Origin of the sequence: Brevibacillus sp. GCM10020057, from assembly GCF_042683565.1 — a bacterium.
Classification (GTDB): domain Bacteria; phylum Bacillota; class Bacilli; order Brevibacillales; family Brevibacillaceae; genus Brevibacillus.
This window is the reverse complement of record NZ_JBHUJW010000043.1, coordinates 62,262-80,353: the sequence shown is the minus strand read 5'-3', so window position 1 is coordinate 80,353 and position 18,092 is coordinate 62,262. Positions and strand designations below refer to the sequence as shown.

Genomic DNA, 18,092 nt, shown 5'->3' with positions numbered 1-18,092 from the left:
CATGAAAAAAGCCCCCTTTCCTCTGAAAGAAGGCTTTGTTTACGTCGCCGTAAGCAAGACCTTCTCATCTTTCAGAGTTACATAACTCTGCAGGAATTAGCACCATTATCTTCCTGTAACTGTACAGGTGATTGGTTGCCGGGCATCATCGGGCCAGTCCCTCCGCCTCTCTGGATAAGAAGTTTGCTATTCAATTTAATTGATCCTAATAATAAGGGATGGGTTGCTGCTTTGTCAACGGGAATTTCCGCCGTGCGAACAGGCGCTTTCAGCGGGCGTTTCTCAACGCTTCCATCACCTGATTGTCCAGCTTGGCAGCCGCATTTTTGTCGTATGTCTTTTCGTACTGCGGCTCCGCTGAAATGCGAGAGCCGTAAAACATGATGTCCCTGACTGCGTCGATGGCGATCTCGACCATGGCCAGCTTCAAGGGGACACCTTCCAGCCGCTCGGTTTTCAAGGCCGCGCGACCGTAGATGGCATAGGAGGAACCCGCGCCGATCAGATGCAGGACGACTTGCGGCTCCTTGGCGATGTTCGTCAAAATTCGCGACCGGTTGTCCACAGCAAAACGGATCGACTCGACTGTAGGAGCAAACGTCCACGACAAGGAACTGAGCGAAGGCGAACCCGACTCATGGTCTATGGTAGCCAGTGTCACAAAGCGCTCTTTTTGCAAGAGTCCAAACAATTCTTCCGACAGGGATCGGGAAACGGTTTCAGCCATTTACGATGCCTCCTTGTGTACGTTTCGTACGTTTATTGTACCCATCTGCGCAAGGATAGGCAAACATTTCCTCGGGCGCTTGCTCCGCGCACTGTTTTTCCCTAAACTGGTAGAAAAAGACGACCGTGAAACGGAGGTTTGTCGATGTCTCCCACCGACCGTTTGCTCACACAGATCGACGAGCTTTTGCAGGAAATCAAAGAAGTGCGCAAGCTGAACGAACGCATGGACAAAATCGCCATGTTTCTCGAAGATATTCGCCTGGCTGACATCGTCCAAAACTACACAGCCCCGCGCAAGCTGCTCTGGATCAACTTCCTCGCAGGTCTTGCCCGGGGTCTTGGGCTGACAATCGGAACCGCCATCGTGCTCGCTTTGCTCGGCTCCCTCTTGTCTCAGTTTTTATCCATTCCGATCATCGGCGATTACATCCGCGATCTCGTCGAATACTTGCAGTCGTACAACCAGCCGTAACGATTCCTAGTCGTCGTTGCGGTCTTTCCCTTTGTCGTCCTTGTCTTTTTTGTCATCGTCGCGCTTGTCGTCTTTCCCGCCTTGGGTCCACCATTCACCGTGCTTTTTCCAAAAGCCGTACGCATTGCCGTTTGGCAAATGTTTCTTTTTGTTCTCCAGCTTTTCGCTCGCCTCGCTCTCCCATTGCTTCAGCGCATCGGTAACCGCCTTGGAGATGGAGGCCGTCATGTCAATCTGCTTCACAAGCTTGTCGCCTGCATAGAGTTCGAGGTGGACTCCTTTGAGATCAGTGTTACGATTTTTCAAAGAGAACTTCCAGGAATACTCTCCTTTAGCGCCGATCTTCACTTCCTGCTTTTTGCCATCCGGTCCGGTAATCATCAGCTTGACGCCGCTGTTTTTCGACCAGCCGACGACGGTTCCTTTCAGTTGTATGTTGAAGGCTTTCGGGTCGAATGCCGCCGTTCCCGTAATGGCGTACGTGTTTGGCACTTCCTTGACCGGCGCGTTGATAACCTTGACATCGATGCTGTCTGCGTCGCGTTTTTCCCCGTCCTCGAACACTTCGACTGCTGCTTTTGCATTCGCTGCTTCCTTGACGTTTTTCAGGGTTACACTGAAGATGCCCACGCCATCCCACAGCTTTTTGACGCTCGCCTCTCCATTGACGCCGTTGTAAGTCACGGTCACTTTGTCAGCGTCCAGCTTGACGATCCCTTTGATTTTCAGCTCGCCCTTTTTCGCATCCAGCACTGCTGCGCTATGGATGATCAGGTGCGCTGCTTCTTCCGCTTGCGAGATGACCTTCACCTTTTCGCTGTCCACCAGCGTGCTGCCCGCGTAGGCTTCCACGGTAACGTACGGGTCCGTCGACATATCCTGCGCGGCAAAGCTGACGGTAAACGAATGCTCGCTCGTCGGCACGACTTCGATGTGATCGCCGGTCGGCTTTTTCACGATGACTTTGGTGACGTCCTCGGTCACAATTCCTTTGATATACACTTTGTTGCTTTTCGTCTGCGCATTGACGCTCACGATCTCTTCTTTTTCATCCGTAAAGCGGACTTCCAGCCAGATGTCGCTGTAATACTGGTTGTAGACCCGCTCCCACTCTTCCTTGTTTTCTTCCATATATGTCTGCAGTTTGGTGTCGAGCTTCAATTCATCCACGATGATGTACAGATGCTCCGCCTGCGTCTTGAGCAGCATGTTCAACGTTTCCGGATCATTTTGGGCCAACTCCTTCAGGTTGTAGCGCGTGACTTGCTTGCCTTCCTCGTTCATGACGACCTTGGTCGCGCTCGGCGAAGCAAACGAGCTCGCATCCGCGAAAATCGGTGTCAATCCTCCCATGATGGCAGTCGCAGCAACAACCGCGAGCACAGGCTTTGTCATTATTTTTTTCAAGACCGTTCCCCTCTTTCTTGCCAGTAATCCCCTGCTTGACCGGGGCATCCTTACAGACGGCAGATCAGGGGAATAGGTTGCACCTGCCGCAAAACCGCATCTTTGTACCTACTGCGGCTGCCTCTCCAAGCAAAAAGGCCTCCCCCTCCTCCGTACGGTCCGGAAGCTGGAAAAGCCTTTCTCACTGATTGTATTTGGGCTCGTTCTCGATCGCTTGCAGCAACGACTCTACCGCCTCGGCAGGATACCGGCTCTCCAGACTCTCTGCCCCTGCCTGGCCGAAGACGATGTACCATGGGCCTTCCTGGCGATAACCGAGCCCGCTCATCTGATGGTCCTCTCGCAGCAGCTCGGCAAAAAAAGCTGCGGTTTCCTGTGCGGAGCGATCGTCCGGACGCGCATCCGCCACCACCTGAATCTGGAGCCAATTAAAGAGAGCATCTTCGCGTTTCAATGGCAAGCCTCACTTTCTCCGGGTTTGTTCGGGCTTGATCCGCACTTTGACGATGACCAGAATCAAAATGGCCACAAGCATTGCGCTCTTGACAGGCAACTGAACATCCAGAATGGCAAAAATCAGGCTGCCTGCGAACAACAGTATGTACAATAAGATCGTTTTCAGAATAGGCATGCGAATCCGGGTGGCAAAACCCAGGTAGTACACCAATATCAGCTGGACAAACAAGATCCAGGCGCGATTGTGATCCGCCCACAACCGGAAGCTGTCAAAGGCAGACAATTGGTCCGGGTTGGCAGGAACATAGGTAGAAGCCAATTGAATCCAATCCATTATGAGAATTCCTCCTGTGCCGCATCTGTCCATTTTACTTTATCAGGCGGAACATATCCTGTCAAAACTTGTTATGCCCGCTCCCGGCTGCACCTTGGGCTCTGGCTGCGATGCGAACTTGCGTGTTATGATGGCTGTGAAAATGAAAAAGGTGGGAAGAACGATGAGCGTATATGACATAGCAGTAACCACGATCAACGGCGAGGAGCAGACGTTGGCCGCGTACAAAGGGAAGGTGCTTTTGATCGTCAACACCGCCAGCAAATGCGGGCTGACGCCGCAGTACAAAGGGCTCCAGGAGCTTTACGAACGTTATCACGACAAGGGGCTCGTCGTACTGGGCTTTCCGTGCAACCAGTTTGCCGGACAAGAGCCGGGCAGCGAGGAGGAGATCGCCGCGTTTTGCGACCGTACCTACGGCGTCACCTTCCCGCTGTTCGCCAAGGTGGACGTCAACGGGCCGAACACGCATCCCCTCTATCAATATGTAAAATCCCATGCGCCAGAAGGCAATGGCGAGGACATCGAGTGGAATTTCGCCAAATTCCTCATCAGTCGGGACGGTCAGGTCGCCAAGCGGATTAGCCCGCGCATCCAGCCGGAAGAGCTGACTGGCGACATCGAAGCTTTGCTGAATGCGTAACGCCTCCTCCCCCGCACCTTTTCGCGGGGGTTTTTGCTTTGCCAAGAGGCCACCCCCTCCGTACTCCTGCAATATGTAAGCGAAAAAAAGCCGCATCCCTTTCATCGGGGTGCGACTTTTCTGCATTATATGACCAAATCCATTCTTACGCTTGCGGCTGGGCTTCCCAGCGTTTTTGCTTTTCATAGCGCTCGCGATCGGATTTGTTCAGATACTTTTTGCGCAAGCGGACAGACTGCGGAGTCACTTCGCACAGCTCGTCGTCATTCAGGTATTCCAGCGCCTCTTCCAGCGTCAGAATGCGCGGTGCTTTCATTTTCACTGTCTCGTCCTTGGTCGCGGAACGGACGTTGGTCGCATGCTTTTCTTTACATACGTTTACGGTCAGGTCGTTGTCGCGGTTGTGCTCGCCCACGATCATGCCTTCGTAGACTTCCGTACCCGGCTGGATGAACATGACGCCGCGGTCTTCTACGGACATCAGGCCATACGTGGTCGCTGTCCCCGTCTCATGGGAAATCAGCACGCCGGCGTGGCGTCCGCCTACTGCACCCGCGACCAGCGGACGATAGCTGTCAAAGGAGTGATTCAAGATTCCATAGCCGCGCGTAATCGTCAAAAACTCGGTACGATAGCCGATCAATCCGCGCGACGGGATGATGAATTCGAGGCGTACCTGGCCAAAGCCGTTGTTAACCATATTGACCATTTCCGCTTTGCGTTGGCCCAGCGTCTCCATGACTGCACCCGTGTATTCTTCCGGCACGTCAATGACGAGCAGCTCGGCTGGCTCCATTTTTTGGCCATCGATCATGCGCACGATGACTTCCGGCTTGGACACGGCCAGCTCGAAGCCTTCGCGGCGCATGTTTTCCACCAGGATGGACAGATGCAATTCGCCCCGTCCCGATACGATGAACGCATCCGGAGAGTCTGTTTCTTCTACGCGAAGGGAAACGTCTGTCTCCAGCTCGGCCATCAGGCGGTCACGCAGCTTGCGGGACGTCACGTGTTTGCCTTCGCGTCCGGCAAACGGGCTGTTGTTCACGAGGAACGTCATTTGCAGGGTAGGCTCGTCGATTTTCAGGAATGGCAACGGGTCCGGATGATCGACGTCGCACACGGTCTCCCCGACGTTGATGTCATCCAGCCCTGCGATCGCCACGATGTCGCCGGCTCTGGCCGTCTTTTGCTCGACACGCTGCAGACCGGAGAAGCCGAACAGCTTCTGGATGCGCATTTTTTTCAGGACGCCTTCGCGGGTCGTCACCGAAACCATGTCGTTTACGTTCATCGTGCCGCGGTAGATGCGTCCGATCCCGATGCGGCCGAGGAAGTCATTGTAGTCGAGCATCGTCACCTGCATTTGCAGCGGTGCGTTCTCGTCCGCATCCGGTGCCGGAATATGCTCGATGATCGTGTCAAACAACGGACGCAAATCGCCTTCGAGCTTGTCTGGTTCCAGGCCGGCAATGCCTTGCAGACCGGACGCGTAGACGATCGGGAAGTCCAGCTGGTCTTCTGTCGCATCAAGATCGATGAACAGGTCGTACACTTCATTGATCACTTCTTGCGGACGGGCGTTTTCACGGTCAACCTTGTTCACGACGACGATTGGCGTGACTTTCGCTTCCAGCGCTTTTTTCAGAACGAAGCGGGTTTGCGGCATACAGCCTTCAAACGCATCGACGATCAGCAGCACGCCGTCCACCATGCTCATGATCCGCTCAACTTCGCCGCCGAAGTCCGCATGGCCCGGTGTATCCAAAATATTGATGGTAAAGTCTTTGTATTTTACCGAAGTGGTTTTTGCCAGGATCGTAATTCCGCGCTCCCGCTCCAGGTCGTTGGAGTCCATCATTCTCTCCTCTACCTGCTGGTTGCTGCGGAATGTGCCCGATTGGATCAACAGCTTGTCAACTAGTGTCGTTTTCCCGTGGTCAACGTGGGCAATAATGGCGATGTTGCGTATGTCAAGACGCTTCATGTGAACCTCCTCTGTTATGCGTACCTTCCATATTAGCAGTTTGTGAAACTCGGCACAATGGGGAGTTTTTTACGGGAATCCCTTCCTGACTAGAAAACTTGCTTTTCGTCATAATAAGGAATGGAGGTGGGCTCCCCATGGACAAAAGATGGTCTACTGCCATCGCAGGCGTCATTCTCGCATCGGCACTGACCGGTTGTGCCAGCTTTGGTGCAGGGCAAAATCATGGTTCTCACACACAGAGTACAGAAAACCAGAAGTCTCCCGAGATGCTAAACCGTCTCGCTCACGGTCACACAGCGTATACGCAAGGCACGAATGCCTTTCATTACCGAAACGGATACACAACGAACGGCTTCAATCAAAACCTGGCCGAACAGCTGACCCGAGTCGCGGATGATGTGCCGGGCGTCGATCGGGCAACCGTCGTGGTGCATGGACAAGATGCCGTCATCGGAATTCGCGTCCGGAAAAACCTGGGGCCGGAGCAAGGCAAAGTCATTGAGCAGCAGGTGCATTCCGCTGCACGCGCCGTTTCCCCCCGCCTGAACATCCGTGTCACTTCCGACCCAGCCATGTTTGCCCGCATTTTGGGCATAAACGCCGCGATTTATCAGGAAGCCCAGCACCGCACGCACAACGTCTCGAAGCAGATGAGCCAAATCCCGAGTAACGTCTCCAACGAAGTGAGCAACATCGCATACGACTTTGGCCTGCTGCTCAAAGACCTGGGCCGCACCGTAACCGCTCCGTTTCGGTGAGCCGCACCGTTCCCGAATCCTTTCACGTAAAAGAGGTGCGGACATCCTTCCGCACCTCTTGAATCCTTGCATTTGTTACTTGCTTGCCAATACAGCCGCTTTCATTTCCGGCTCCACTACTTGCAGTTCACCAGTACCGCGAACGAGCTTCTTCGCGTAGGTTTTCTCCGGCTTCAGCACGGATACCAAGTAATCGATGGCAATTTGCGGATCAACCGTCTCACCGCACGTGTAGCAATCCAGAGCGGCAAATCCGCGCTCAGGATACGTATGAATGGACAGGTGGCTTTCCGAGAGAAGAACCAGAACGGTAGCACCTTGAGGAGAAAACTGCTTTGCCTGCACACCAAGCACTGTAGCGCCGCATGCTTCAGCAGCTTCAATCATTTCTTTTTTCAAAAATTCTGCGTCGTTCAACAAATCAAACTGAACTCCCCATGTGTCAACAGCAACGTGTCTTCCGAAAGTCGAGTATTCCATCTTTCGGTTCCCCCTTCCTAGCAAGTGTAATGTTAAACATCGCTAGGACCTGCGTCATTCACTAACGGGGGCGGTGTCCCTCTTTGTTCTCCACCCTTTGAAGTGAATCCTGGTTCCTAATCCTGTTTCCAACGAAAACAACAATACCACGCTTCTGCCCAGTTTGACAATACCCTTTTTGGAGAATTGACGGGAAATTCATAAACTGGGCTCTGCCAAGTCATTGCTGGAGCCGCAGCAGCCCTTCCCTGGAAAATGCGTCCTTTTTGGACAAAAAAGCAATGGGAAGAATACGTTCTACTTAACATAAAAAACGGGCGCATTCGCACCCGTTTTTTGATTCATTTACTAGACTTCCAGTTCAAACAGACGTTTTGAAAACTCGGCTAATCGGCAGTCAATCGCAGGCAGTTTTTCGGGGGCAGATCTCTTGGCCCAATTTCGCAGATCCAGCCATCGGTCCGTCTCTTGATATAAGGACTCAATCTCCCGCTCGCTGCCATCTTGCTGGAACAACGCTTCCAGTTCGTGAGCCACGTTCGGAGAGGTATTTTCAAAGATGGACATTTCTTCGTCACCGTTCAGTTCATGGATGCTCACGACCGAGCCTTGATCGTAATGGTAGACGACCGTGAAGCCATCATAAATCCGGTGGACAATTCCATAGCCCCGGAACGTTTTCATCGCTTTTCGCATGACGTTAGCCAGTTGTCGATCCCGGATGAGATACGAGCTGTCACACGAATAACGATTGCCAGAACGGGCAAAATTCAATTGAATTTCGCCGTTTTCGTCTGTCAGGATCACGTCCCGATCGCCATTGTCACAAACTTTGACATCGACTGAAATATGTTCATTGGTGAAGAGCGAGACGAATTGGTTCAGCTCTTCTTCATTTACCGTAAAATAGGCCTTGGCGTAGTTGGTCGCTAAACGCTGTGCCATAATATCTCCTCAATTCTTTTGGTTTGCATGGGCCAAAGTTCGACCGAACAATCATCCGAATCAAAGGAGTTACGCTAAGTGTCAACGAAGGAACGCTGTAGAACCTGGCCTTGCCCCGCGAATCGAAAATCGATTTGGGTAATGAAGGCGGATCACCTACTTTTTGTATTTACGAAAAACCATCCTTGACATCTTTTATTATACATCAGGCAACTAGAAAAGTCTTGAGTGAAAAGTGATGAATTTTCCCAAAAAGGCTGAATTTGCGCATTCTCAAGCCCGCATGTAAAAAGATCTCCCTGTATCATCCATATGCTTTCCATTTCAAGGAAATACAGAGAGTTTTTAAGCCCCCACAGGCGGATTCATCGCTTTTTTAATGACAGCCTGTTCCTCTTCCGACAACGAGTACGGGGAACTGCCCGCCTCGACCGGCTTTGCGTACACGCGAGACTCTTCGCGGCCAAAAATGCTCGTAATCACGACTCCGTTCTGGGCATCATCGAGTATCGCAATGGAAAAGCTGAGATCGCTCCCGACGTCGCCAAATGCGTTGTACCGGATGACTGCCACGTTTCCGCGCTGCGCCGCGATGCGTTGTGCCAGACGGTTAATCATGAACTGCTGATCGCTGTGCTGTTTCATCACTTGATCCAGCTGATCCAGCAGCCGATGCATCCCTTCCTCCAGATTCGCTCCACCCGCTCCGGTCATGAGCCTGTTGATTGATTTGCGCACACGACTGATACGGACCGATTGCATGATAATGATCAGCAGCAAAACGATGTTCAGAGCAATGACGGCCAAGAGCAGGGACCCTGCATTCGGGATTTGTGATAGGAATGGTTCCATGAAACATTTACTTCCTTTCTGGTGCATAGGGTGCCAAAATCCTTTTCTATTGTAACGCCGTATCGCCAGTCATTCAAACATAGTCTGTGGAAAACGAACAATTGTTACCGTACTTCTTTCTGCCAGCTGGATTGGCAAGCAGCGCCAGATTCATCAGAAACCAAAAAAAGCGACACTCTCGTGATCGAGATGCCGCTTTTTTATTCCGTATGCCTATGTGTCAAACTCATCGTCCTTCGGCTATCCTCCAGTCTACTTTACGCTTCCAGAAGCAACATTTCCCGGCGGAGCTGTTTCAAGCGCTCTTTGGATTGTTTCATCTGTCCCAAGTCCTCCGCTATCATGGCGTCGTACAGAGTCGCGAGCTCGTAATCCAGCTCCAGGCGCAAAACAGGAATACGTTCCTCGGAGTCACGCCGTTTCAACGCGGCAATCACTTGATCCATCGTCACATTGCAAGATTTTTCGTAGATCACTTTTTTCTCAGCTCCTTTTATTTCCACTATTCTGACAGCTTCACCGTAATGGATGTGCTTCATGAGGATACGGTCGTTCTTGCGTATCCTGATGACGGCATGCCCTTTTGCCTGCTCGATGAATTGGTACAAAACCGCAGCAACTCGCGAATCCGACAGCAGTATTCCGTTTAACTGCAGCTTGTAGGAGCCATTCAAGCGTTGCATGCACCAATCGGTTCGGCCGTCTGTGGTGTTCACGAGGAGGTGAAACTGCTCGGGAGACTCTTTCCACGTGACGCTCACCCCTGCTTCAACCAGGGCATGCACCATTGCGTGTAACGTCAAGCGATCAAACCATACAGCCAGATTGTCATATTCCAACTCACTGCCGAGATTCATCGTGGCCCCTCCTGTTAACAGAATACTCAGACAACATTTTTGCTGCAAGGGAGTGAGTGGTATATCATATTATTCAGGCGACGGTTTTGCTATTCATATCCCGGCATGTATTTTTTTCCTGCGTGGTATGATATCATATGGAGGATTCCAAGCTCCCTTGACAGGGACGTTCGCCCTTTTCTTGAGGTGCGATGATGTTTTGTAAAGAGGTGTTTTTGTGGCAATATCTACGTCATTTACCGGATTTCTGCAAGAAGATTTCGATGTTTTTGCCATTGAGGGCCTCGATCAGCGCATGGAAGCGATCAAGGGTCGCATCCGGCCAAAACTGGAAGCGCTCGGTCAGCATTTTGCCCCTGGCCTGTCTGTCGCATCGGGGTCGGAGATGTTTTTTCACGTTGCGAAGCATGCGCGGAGAACGGTGAATCCCCCTGCTGATACATGGGTCGCTTGGACGGCTGACAAACGCGGATACAAAAAACACCCGCACTTTCAAATCGGCTTGTGGGGTACCCATCTGTTTGTCTGGTACGCGGTCATCTACGAAGCTCCTGCCAAGGAACAGATCAGCCGCGCGCTGCTCCAAAACCTCAATGACATTCTCGCCTTCGTGCCTGATGATTTCCGCTGGTCTCCGGATCATACGCAGCCGGATAGCACGCCGCAAAAGGAACTTGGCAAAGACGGTGTGGAAAAGCTGATACTGCGTCTGGGACAGGTCAAAAAAGCGGAATTGCTCTGCGGAATTACCATTGATCGTCACGACCCTGTGCTGGCTGACAAAGACGCTCTGCTCTCACGCCTGGACGAGACCTTTTCTGTCTTGACCAGGTTGTATCAGATCAGTCATTGTGGTGCATAAACCGCCTCCCGATACGTTTGTGTAAGTTATATATGCAAAAGAACAGGTCCGCTTTCTTTTGAAAAGCGTATGCCTGTTCTTTTGTTTTTTGGATCACCCGCGGGAACACTACTGCTGATGAGGCCTCTTTCCCCGGAAGCCCTGAAGCCGTTCCAGTGTGTCATCCAATTCTGTGAACATGCGCGTGAACAGGTCCTGAACAGTAGGCACATCCTTTATCAGACCAATAACCTGCCCTGCCCAGCCGAAGCCCTGCTGCGCATTTCCTTCATAAATAAAGGCGCGGTTGTTCTCGCCGCTAATCCATGGTTTCAACTGCTCGTATCCGGCGCCTTCCTTTTCCATCTCCAGAATGCGATCGGAGCCTGGCGTACGCACGACCCGTGCCGGTGCGCCCAACGTTCTTTTGATGACGGCTGTGTCGTGCTCCGTCCCTTTGAGCAGCGCTTCCTTGTAAGACGCGTGGGCATGGACACACTCCTCTGTCGCGATGAACCGGGTACCCAGCTCAACGCCATCTGCGCCAAGCGCCAGCGCAGCCAAAATGCCGCGACCGTCGCCGATGCCGCCGCTGGCCAAAACAGGAATGCTCACCGAGTCGACAACGCGCGGAATCAGGACGAACGTGCCGATGTCATCTCTGCCCAGATGCCCGCCGCCTTCCTGGCCGACCGCCATGACCGCGTCTGCACCGATGGACTCCGCCTTTTGCGCCTGACGTACAGACGCCACCAGCACCAGCTTTTTGATGTCGTGCCCGTCGAGCCGCCGAATAAGCGGTTCAGGGTTGCCGCCCGTAACCGAAACGACCTTGACTCCTTCCTCGACAGCGACATCGACGTAAGGAAGGTACGACTGGTTGTACTGCCCGATGGCAAAATTGACACCGAACGGCCGATCAGTGAGCAGTCGCACTTTGCGAATTTCTTCGCGCAGCGCCTCGGGGGACGGCAGGGACATGGCCGTGATTTGCCCCAACCCGCCAGCGTTAGACACCGCTGCAGCCAGTTCGGCGTATGCCAAGTAGGCCAATCCCCCTTGCACGACCGGATAGTCAATCTGTAGCAATTCCGTTACTCTCGTTTTCATCTCATCACCCCATTTGACGTTAAACTTCTCGTAATAGCGGCCAATCTCCTGCCGTCTGCCGGGATTATGAATAAAAATTCGCTTGCTTTCCCCCCCTATTTTGCTATACTCAATTTGTTTGTTTTTTCCCTTTTATTTTTTATTTGTAAAGTGAGGCGATCGTAGTGAGGCAAATGAAAACTCCTTTGTTCAGCGGGTTGTTGGAGCACGCCAACCGGAACCCGATTCAATTTCACATTCCGGGCCATAAAAAAGGTATGGGCATGCATCCGGCATTTCGCGAGTTCATCGGGGAGAACGCTCTCTCGATAGACCTCATCAATATTGCACCGCTGGATGACCTGCATCATCCGAAGGCAATGATCAAGGAAGCACAAGAACTGGCAGCCGAGGCGTTCGGCGCTGACCATACCTTTTTTTCCGTGCAGGGGACAAGCGGCGCCATCATGGCGATGATCATGGCTACCTGCAGCCCTGGAGACAAAATTATCGTGCCGCGGAACGTGCATAAATCCGTCATGTCAGCGATTATTTTTGCAGGCGCAGTGCCGATTTTTATTCACCCGGCGATGGACGAACGGCTGGGCATCTCCCACGGAATCACCGTGAAAGCCGTACAAAAAGCGCTGGAGGCCCATCCCGATGCAGCCGCTCTCCTGGTAATCAATCCAACCTACTTCGGGATCGCGGGCGATTTGCGCGAGATCGTGCGGACAGCGCATAATTATGAAATCCCGGTGCTGGTGGACGAAGCGCATGGCGTGCACATTCACTTCCATGAGGACCTGCCGATTTCCGCCATGCAGGCAGGCGCCGATATGGCCGCCACCAGCGTGCACAAGCTCGGCGGTTCGCTGACGCAGACTTCCATCCTGAATGTGCGGGAAGGGCTCGTCGACGTAGACCGGGTCAAAACGGTCATGAGCATGCTGACGACGACTTCCACCTCCTATATTTTGCTCGCCTCGCTCGACATGGCACGGCAGCACCTGGCGCTCAACGGCCATTTGCTGGCCGAACGAGCGATGAAGCTGGCTGATAAGGCGAGAGATATGATTAACGATATTCCGCGCATTTACTGCGTAGGACGGGAAATTCTCGGAAAACCGGCCACCTATGCCATGGACCCGACCAAACTGCTCATTCACGTGCGCGACCTGGGCATTACGGGCTGGGAAGTGGAAAACTGGCTGCGCGACAAATACAACATCGAAGTGGAAATGAGCGATCTTTACAATGTCCTCTGCTTCGTCACCGCCGGCGATACGGAAGAGTCCATCCAGACGCTGGTCAACGCCTTGCGGGATTTGTCCGTGGAGTTTGCCCACGTCCAGGCGGAAGAGAAGCCTACGATCTCCCTGCCGAACATCCCGGTCTTGTCGACGACTCCGCGCGAAGCGTTCTACGCGGAGACGGAGACCGTACCGCTCGCTGAAGCGGCGGGCAGAGTCATCACGGAGTTCATCATGGTTTACCCGCCAGGCATTCCGATCTTCCTGCCTGGAGAAGTGATTACGGAAGAAAATATCGCGTACATTCAAGAGAACATCCGCGTCGGTCTCCCCGTTCAGGGGCCAGAGGACGAAACGCTCAAGACGATCAAGGTCATCAAGCGCCAGACGGCTATTTCCGGGTGAGAACGTACGAGGACATGCCCATTCACCAAAAAGCTGTTGCCCCTGCGGCAGCAGCTTTTTTTGTGCACGGCGCACAAAGAACAGATAGCTGGAACAACCGCTTGCAGAAGGTCATTTGCATACAGCTTTCCCTCCAAAAAAACAGGCAGCAAGGAGCCATGTGCCCTTACTGCCTGTTGATGTTATTTGTAAATGCGGATATACATCTCGTCTACGTCAGAAGAGAGGAACAAATCCGCGAACCGGTCCATATCGTCAAATACTTCATTGAGCGTCATGGTCACTTCTTTGCTCGTGTTTCCGAAGAAGACGAACACGAAATTATCGTAACCTGCTTCGCTGATTTTCTCATTGAACGTACCGTCCTGTACGACATCGAGCAAGGAATACTCTTTGTACTCACCCGGTTCCGGCTGCGGATCAGGATCTGGAGTCGAATCATCGTCGTCCTGCGGCTGTGCGATCGCCATCGTGTATACATACGGCGTATCATCGCGGTTGTCGATCCAGACGATGCGGTTGCCGCCGATGCGTGCATCTTCTACCTCCGCGTCATCGTCCCAGTAGTAATCGCTGTAGGAGCCATCCTTGACATCGTACAGCTCGTAGTAGAAATCTTTGGCGTTCGGGGAGAGGCGGTTGTCCTGGAACAACACCATGTTGCGCGATACTTGCGGCTTGATCTGGTCACGATCCGTGTAGCGCAGCAAGGAACTGGTCTTGCCGCGATCAATGTCGTAATAGAACAAATCCCAGGTCGGTTTCGTCGTGTTTGTATATTCGCTCCACACCACGAAATCGTCGCCGAGCTTCGCTTGTTCCACTTGCACGTTCTTGCGGATTTCCATCTCGTCCTCTTCGTCCATGTCGTACAGGAACACGCTTGCCTTTTTCGAGCTTTGCTCCAGCACCCATGAGACGTAGTTGCCGTGAATATCAATGCTGAGCGGCTCTTTTTTCAACGTCGTGATATCGGTGCTCTTGCCCGTAGCCAGATTCGTCACGACCAGATCCGCTTTGCTGCCTGCATTCACCCACAGGAGGTTGTCGCCGTCCAGCTCGTACAGATCTTCATCGGCTATCTCGTCATCGTCCTCGTTGGTCACCTGCTTTGTTACTCCCTTTTTGATGTCGTACGAAAAGAGAGCGTCCTCGTCGTTGTCGTACCAGACCACGTAATGGTTGCTGACCAGCGGACGGGAAGGAGATGCATCTGTTTTGGTAATCGCTTTGCTGGTGCCGTTTTCGACATCATGCAAAATGACGGAATCGGTCTTGTTTCCTTCCGAAATGTAAACCACATAGCGGTCATGGCCGGCCGGCTGGCTTGGCTCTCCCGACACCGAGCCGATTGGCACCATTTCTTTGTCGTGCATGTCGTACAGATTCAGGCGAAGCTTTTTATTATTGTCCATTTTGGCATACAGAATGTAATCATCGTAGACGCGCGGTGCCAGCTTGTCGTAAATGAAGCTGTCTGCTTCTTTAGTGGTGCTTTTGTTGACGCCGCCGTACGCAACACTGCCGTCATCGATGAACACATAGGTCGTATTGAAAATGTGCGGCATTTCCTTATCGCTTGCATCGTCAGTCAGTTTGGTCGTCTTGTCTTTGCTGATGGTGTGAAGGCCAATCTGGCTGTACTCGCCGCTATGATCTTCAAAGACGATGTAGTCGTCGGAGATGGACGGTTTGATTTGATCTCCGTGAGCCGTCACAGCCGCTTTTTCGGTTTTGGTCTTGAGATTGTAGGTGTAGATGTCCGAATCGCCGTTGCGGCTGTCTTGCCATGCAATGTATGTATCGTCCAAAGTCGGGTTACTTGCTTTGCCGCTTGTCGTGATTGCCTCGACTTCGCCTGTCGTAATGTCGCAGAGGTAGATGTCCGAGCCGCCATTGCTCTTGTCGTCCCACACGACATTTTTTCCCCGGATCTCCAGGCTCGTTACCTTGGCTGAACCGCTCGACAACCGCGACTCTTTTTTCTTGGCAATATCGTACATGTACACATCGGAGCCGCCATCGCGGGAATCAATCCAGACGACGTAGTTGCCGTCTACCTTGGGGTTTGTCTTTACAGAAGTCGTACTCCCGATTTTCCGTTCCGAGTTGTCATCCAGATCATAAAGGGTGATGGTCTTTTCCCCTTCAACCATCCACACGGCATAATCTTCGGAAATGTCGTAACCTGTTTTGGCAATTTCAGGTTGGTTCGCGTCTATCTTTATTTCTTCGCCGAGGCTGTATGCAAATGCCGGTGTCGCGCTCCACAGGGAAGTGACCAGCAATGCCGCGGCCAAGCAACCCTGTAAGGGTTTACGCTTCATGAGACAATTCCTCCTCTTGCAACAATTTTCACTCTTTCCTATTATCCCCTATGTTGAGAAGGTTGTCAAAAAAAACAGGCCTTGCAAAGCAGGCCTGTCGCAGGTAAACTATTCTCTTTCCTGTTTTTCCGTGTGCTGGCACTCGCAGTTGCAAACTGCGTAAAGCGTTTTCACCTGATTGGATTCAAAGTGTTCGATAATCGTCCCGCACGATTGACATACAATTGTTCCCATATATGTTCCCCTCCGTGATCACACTGCTGTACGAGCAATGTGTGATGATGGTGTGGTCAATTCATCAGAAATGTGATGGTATATACATATTAATATGCCACACCATTGGGAGTCAATACGGCTACATAGTACATTTTTTGATTAATTAGTATGTCACATTCAAAAAGCAGTTCGCTTCATCCACCTCTCCATCTGCTGCATGACCTGCTCCTTTTCCGGCTCGTTCAGCACTTCGTGGCGCAACCCGTGCCACCGGTGGAATTCAGCCATGGGAAGGCTTGCCGCAAAACGCTCCACCGCATCTGCCTGGATCAGCGAATCATCTCCCGCCTGCTGGATGAGTACAGGAAGCGGGATCGCCGCCCGCTCCTGCCAGGCAGCCTCCATCGCCCGCTGCAGTTCCTGGAACCATCTCACACTCACTTTCCCGTAATTGAGCGGATCGGTGCGATAGGCGGCCTGGACCGCCTCGTCCCGCGACACCATATCCGCCGTTATGCCATTTGGCATCGCCAGCGTCGGCCAAGCGCTGTCCAGCAAGCGGGCGAGCCTCGCCTTCCAGCGGGGAACCTCCAGCTTCAAAGCCAGGCACGGAGAAGTCAGGATGAGGCCAGTCAGCCCGGCGCTTCCTGCCGACTGCACATACCGCACAGCAATCAGCCCGCCCAGACTGTGCCCGAGCAAGTAGAGCGGCTGCGCAGCGCCGCATGCCGCCCTCGCCTCCGCCATCCATCCATGTACCGCTTCTATGTATTGGTCAAAGGAATCGATATGCCCCCTCCTGCCCGGGGATCTGCCCCACCCTGGCAAATCTCCGGTGAACACGCTCCAGCCTCGTTCGTTCAAAAAAGCTGCGACATGCTCGTAACGTCCGTAATGTTCCCCCGTGCCATGAACCAGCACGACCGCCCCTTTGGGCTCGGGTGCGGGCCATTGATAGCTCATTGCTCGTTCCTCCTCCATTGGTTGTGCCAAACGATCATACCCAAAGGGCGCAGGTCTGGCAATCTCCCTATCCCATTTTCATGATAAAAAACGAGCAGAAGAAATCTTCTGCTCGTCTGCTAATACTGATTTTCTTCAAATGGAATCGTTGGCAAATGGTCTTGAAAAAAATGGGCGAGGGCTTCCGCTTCGCTTTCGGATTTCAGTCTGAATATCCGCTGCAGATAATCCGGATTGACTGCATCCTCTGAACTGAGAAGGGTCGATTGCCCCGTCTGCATACAGATCACCAATGGCTTGCCGTAAAACTTGTGCGTAAACACAATCCCGAAGTCGTAGCGAGTTCCTTCCGAGACAAACCCCAGAAACCGCACGTTGGCGTTCTCGGTCTCCTCGTACAAGTGGTCGTAGTGCACCATAAGCAATCCCTCCTCATCTGCAAGTTGGCTCCGAATGCGTTTTGCATAAATATTCGGAGTACTTACCAGTATACGCGAAAACCTACCTGTTTGCTACATTTGCGGCTTAACTAATCAAATGCCGGGAATTCGGCACCCGATCTTCGCCCTCCTGAATCCAGCGTACCTTCTCTGCCCCGTGCAGCGACTGCGCGACAAAGGAAAGGCATTCAAAGAACAATTCCACTACCGCTGTACTGTAGCGTTCCTCCATTCTCTCCAATGCATACGTCAATCGAAAAATAGATGGTACACTTCGACGGCTCGCTTCAATGACTTCTTTGCCTTTTTGCGTCGGATAGACATGCACGACACGTCCGTCCAACTCCGACTTTTCGATGGTTACCATCCCTTTTTCCATCAACTTCTTGATATGAATGACGATTGAGGAAGGGTGCCAGAAGGTCCAGTCGGCAATTTGTGTGACCCGCACTCCTTCGTAGCAATAAATGATCCAGAGAATGTTTAATTGAACGGAGGAATCCAACTCGGCTTCCTTCGCTGCCCGCTCCCAGTCTTCCTTGTTCACCACGTCGATGGCGCGCATCGTATTTAGCGCTTCAAATACGTTTCTGATCGAGACCTCTTGCATAGGGTCTATTCCTCCATGTAATTCG

The 18,092-nt window shown here is 52.4% G+C and carries 20 protein-coding genes and 1 riboswitch; of the genes, 5 read left to right on the top strand and 15 right to left on the bottom strand.

The genetic code is table 11. From position 1 onward, the window contains the following. Positions 1 to 61: 61 nt before the first annotated feature. Positions 62 to 181, bottom strand: a riboswitch (SAM riboswitch). Between the two features lie 87 nt (positions 182 to 268). Then, positions 269 to 727, bottom strand: a complete 459-nt coding sequence (locus ACFSO0_RS13990; protein WP_376881304.1) for a pyridoxamine 5'-phosphate oxidase family protein — start codon at positions 725 to 727, stop codon at positions 269 to 271. 144 nt (positions 728 to 871) lie between these two features. On the opposite strand from ACFSO0_RS13990, the gene ACFSO0_RS13985 reads away from it, so the two are divergent. Then, complete coding sequence (locus ACFSO0_RS13985) at positions 872 to 1,201, top strand: DUF5665 domain-containing protein (protein WP_376881302.1); 330 nt, start codon at positions 872 to 874, stop codon at positions 1,199 to 1,201. A 6-nt stretch (positions 1,202 to 1,207) separates the two neighbouring features. Here ACFSO0_RS13985 and ACFSO0_RS13980 read toward each other — a convergent pair whose 3' ends face one another. The 3 genes from ACFSO0_RS13980 to ACFSO0_RS13970 all read right to left on the bottom strand — a co-directional run bounded on the left by ACFSO0_RS13980 (position 1,208) and on the right by ACFSO0_RS13970 (position 3,398). Continuing rightward, positions 1,208 to 2,608: a hypothetical protein gene (locus ACFSO0_RS13980; protein WP_376881300.1), complete on the bottom strand. Its 1,401-nt coding sequence runs from the start codon at positions 2,606 to 2,608 to the stop codon at positions 1,208 to 1,210. A gap of 181 nt (positions 2,609 to 2,789) precedes the next feature. Beyond that, positions 2,790 to 3,062, bottom strand: coding sequence for a hypothetical protein (locus ACFSO0_RS13975; RefSeq protein ID WP_376881298.1), 273 nt, complete (start codon positions 3,060 to 3,062; stop codon positions 2,790 to 2,792). A gap of 9 nt (positions 3,063 to 3,071) precedes the next feature. Continuing rightward, the gene (locus ACFSO0_RS13970; protein ID WP_376881296.1) at positions 3,072 to 3,398 is read right to left on the bottom strand and encodes a YlaH-like family protein; all 327 of its coding nucleotides are present in this window, start codon (positions 3,396 to 3,398) and stop codon (positions 3,072 to 3,074) included. A gap of 163 nt (positions 3,399 to 3,561) precedes the next feature. Between ACFSO0_RS13970 and ACFSO0_RS13965 the strand changes: the two genes are divergently transcribed. Beyond that, positions 3,562 to 4,041, top strand: coding sequence for a glutathione peroxidase (locus ACFSO0_RS13965; RefSeq protein WP_376881295.1), 480 nt, complete (start codon positions 3,562 to 3,564; stop codon positions 4,039 to 4,041). A 145-nt stretch (positions 4,042 to 4,186) separates the two neighbouring features. On the opposite strand, the gene typA is transcribed toward ACFSO0_RS13965, so the two are convergent. Further along, positions 4,187 to 6,028, bottom strand: coding sequence for a translational GTPase TypA (typA, locus tag ACFSO0_RS13960; RefSeq protein WP_376881293.1), 1,842 nt, complete (start codon positions 6,026 to 6,028; stop codon positions 4,187 to 4,189). A 137-nt stretch (positions 6,029 to 6,165) separates the two neighbouring features. Here typA and ACFSO0_RS13955 point away from each other — a divergent pair, with 137 nt between their 5' ends. Further along, positions 6,166 to 6,789 carry a YhcN/YlaJ family sporulation lipoprotein gene (locus tag ACFSO0_RS13955; RefSeq protein WP_376881291.1) on the top strand — a complete coding sequence of 208 codons (624 nt, stop codon included), beginning with the start codon at positions 6,166 to 6,168 and terminating at the stop codon, positions 6,787 to 6,789. A gap of 75 nt (positions 6,790 to 6,864) precedes the next feature. Here the strand turns inward: ACFSO0_RS13955 and speD are convergent, their stop codons facing one another. From speD to ACFSO0_RS13935, 4 genes are all read right to left on the bottom strand, one after another. After that, positions 6,865 to 7,269, bottom strand: a complete 405-nt coding sequence (gene speD / locus ACFSO0_RS13950; RefSeq protein WP_376881289.1) for an adenosylmethionine decarboxylase — start codon at positions 7,267 to 7,269, stop codon at positions 6,865 to 6,867. Positions 7,270 to 7,617: 348 nt separating this feature from the next. Next, positions 7,618 to 8,214 (bottom strand): hypothetical protein, encoded by a 597-nt coding sequence (locus ACFSO0_RS13945; RefSeq protein ID WP_376881287.1) that lies wholly within the window; start codon positions 8,212 to 8,214, stop codon positions 7,618 to 7,620. Between the two features lie 345 nt (positions 8,215 to 8,559). After that, the gene (locus tag ACFSO0_RS13940) at positions 8,560 to 9,066 is read right to left on the bottom strand and encodes a DUF4446 family protein (protein WP_376881285.1); all 507 of its coding nucleotides are present in this window, start codon (positions 9,064 to 9,066) and stop codon (positions 8,560 to 8,562) included. Between the two features lie 257 nt (positions 9,067 to 9,323). Continuing rightward, positions 9,324 to 9,923 carry a hypothetical protein gene (locus ACFSO0_RS13935; protein WP_376881283.1) on the bottom strand — a complete coding sequence of 200 codons (600 nt, stop codon included), beginning with the start codon at positions 9,921 to 9,923 and terminating at the stop codon, positions 9,324 to 9,326. Positions 9,924 to 10,146: 223 nt separating this feature from the next. Here ACFSO0_RS13935 and ACFSO0_RS13930 point away from each other — a divergent pair, with 223 nt between their 5' ends. Further along, positions 10,147 to 10,785 (top strand): YktB family protein, encoded by a 639-nt coding sequence (locus tag ACFSO0_RS13930; protein WP_376883192.1) that lies wholly within the window; start codon positions 10,147 to 10,149, stop codon positions 10,783 to 10,785. A gap of 108 nt (positions 10,786 to 10,893) precedes the next feature. On the opposite strand, the gene ACFSO0_RS13925 is transcribed toward ACFSO0_RS13930, so the two are convergent. Next, positions 10,894 to 11,874, bottom strand: coding sequence for an NAD(P)H-dependent flavin oxidoreductase (locus tag ACFSO0_RS13925; protein ID WP_376881282.1), 981 nt, complete (start codon positions 11,872 to 11,874; stop codon positions 10,894 to 10,896). A 164-nt stretch (positions 11,875 to 12,038) separates the two neighbouring features. Here ACFSO0_RS13925 and ACFSO0_RS13920 point away from each other — a divergent pair, with 164 nt between their 5' ends. Continuing rightward, the gene (locus tag ACFSO0_RS13920; RefSeq protein WP_376881280.1) at positions 12,039 to 13,511 is read left to right on the top strand and encodes an aminotransferase class I/II-fold pyridoxal phosphate-dependent enzyme; all 1,473 of its coding nucleotides are present in this window, start codon (positions 12,039 to 12,041) and stop codon (positions 13,509 to 13,511) included. Positions 13,512 to 13,693: 182 nt separating this feature from the next. On the opposite strand, the gene ACFSO0_RS13915 is transcribed toward ACFSO0_RS13920, so the two are convergent. The 5 genes from ACFSO0_RS13915 to ACFSO0_RS13895 form a co-directional block, all read right to left on the bottom strand. Then, on the bottom strand, positions 13,694 to 15,838 hold the full coding sequence (locus ACFSO0_RS13915; RefSeq protein ID WP_376881278.1) for a hypothetical protein: 2,145 nt from the start codon (positions 15,836 to 15,838) through the stop codon (positions 13,694 to 13,696). 108 nt (positions 15,839 to 15,946) lie between these two features. Further along, positions 15,947 to 16,072 carry a GapA-binding peptide SR1P gene (locus ACFSO0_RS13910; protein ID WP_376881276.1) on the bottom strand — a complete coding sequence of 42 codons (126 nt, stop codon included), beginning with the start codon at positions 16,070 to 16,072 and terminating at the stop codon, positions 15,947 to 15,949. A 159-nt stretch (positions 16,073 to 16,231) separates the two neighbouring features. Then, positions 16,232 to 17,017 carry an alpha/beta hydrolase gene (locus tag ACFSO0_RS13905; RefSeq protein ID WP_376881274.1) on the bottom strand — a complete coding sequence of 262 codons (786 nt, stop codon included), beginning with the start codon at positions 17,015 to 17,017 and terminating at the stop codon, positions 16,232 to 16,234. 119 nt (positions 17,018 to 17,136) lie between these two features. Next, positions 17,137 to 17,436, bottom strand: coding sequence for a DUF3055 domain-containing protein (locus ACFSO0_RS13900; protein WP_376881272.1), 300 nt, complete (start codon positions 17,434 to 17,436; stop codon positions 17,137 to 17,139). Between the two features lie 106 nt (positions 17,437 to 17,542). Beyond that, positions 17,543 to 18,067 carry a MarR family winged helix-turn-helix transcriptional regulator gene (locus ACFSO0_RS13895; RefSeq protein WP_376881270.1) on the bottom strand — a complete coding sequence of 175 codons (525 nt, stop codon included), beginning with the start codon at positions 18,065 to 18,067 and terminating at the stop codon, positions 17,543 to 17,545. Positions 18,068 to 18,092: the final 25 nt, after the last annotated feature.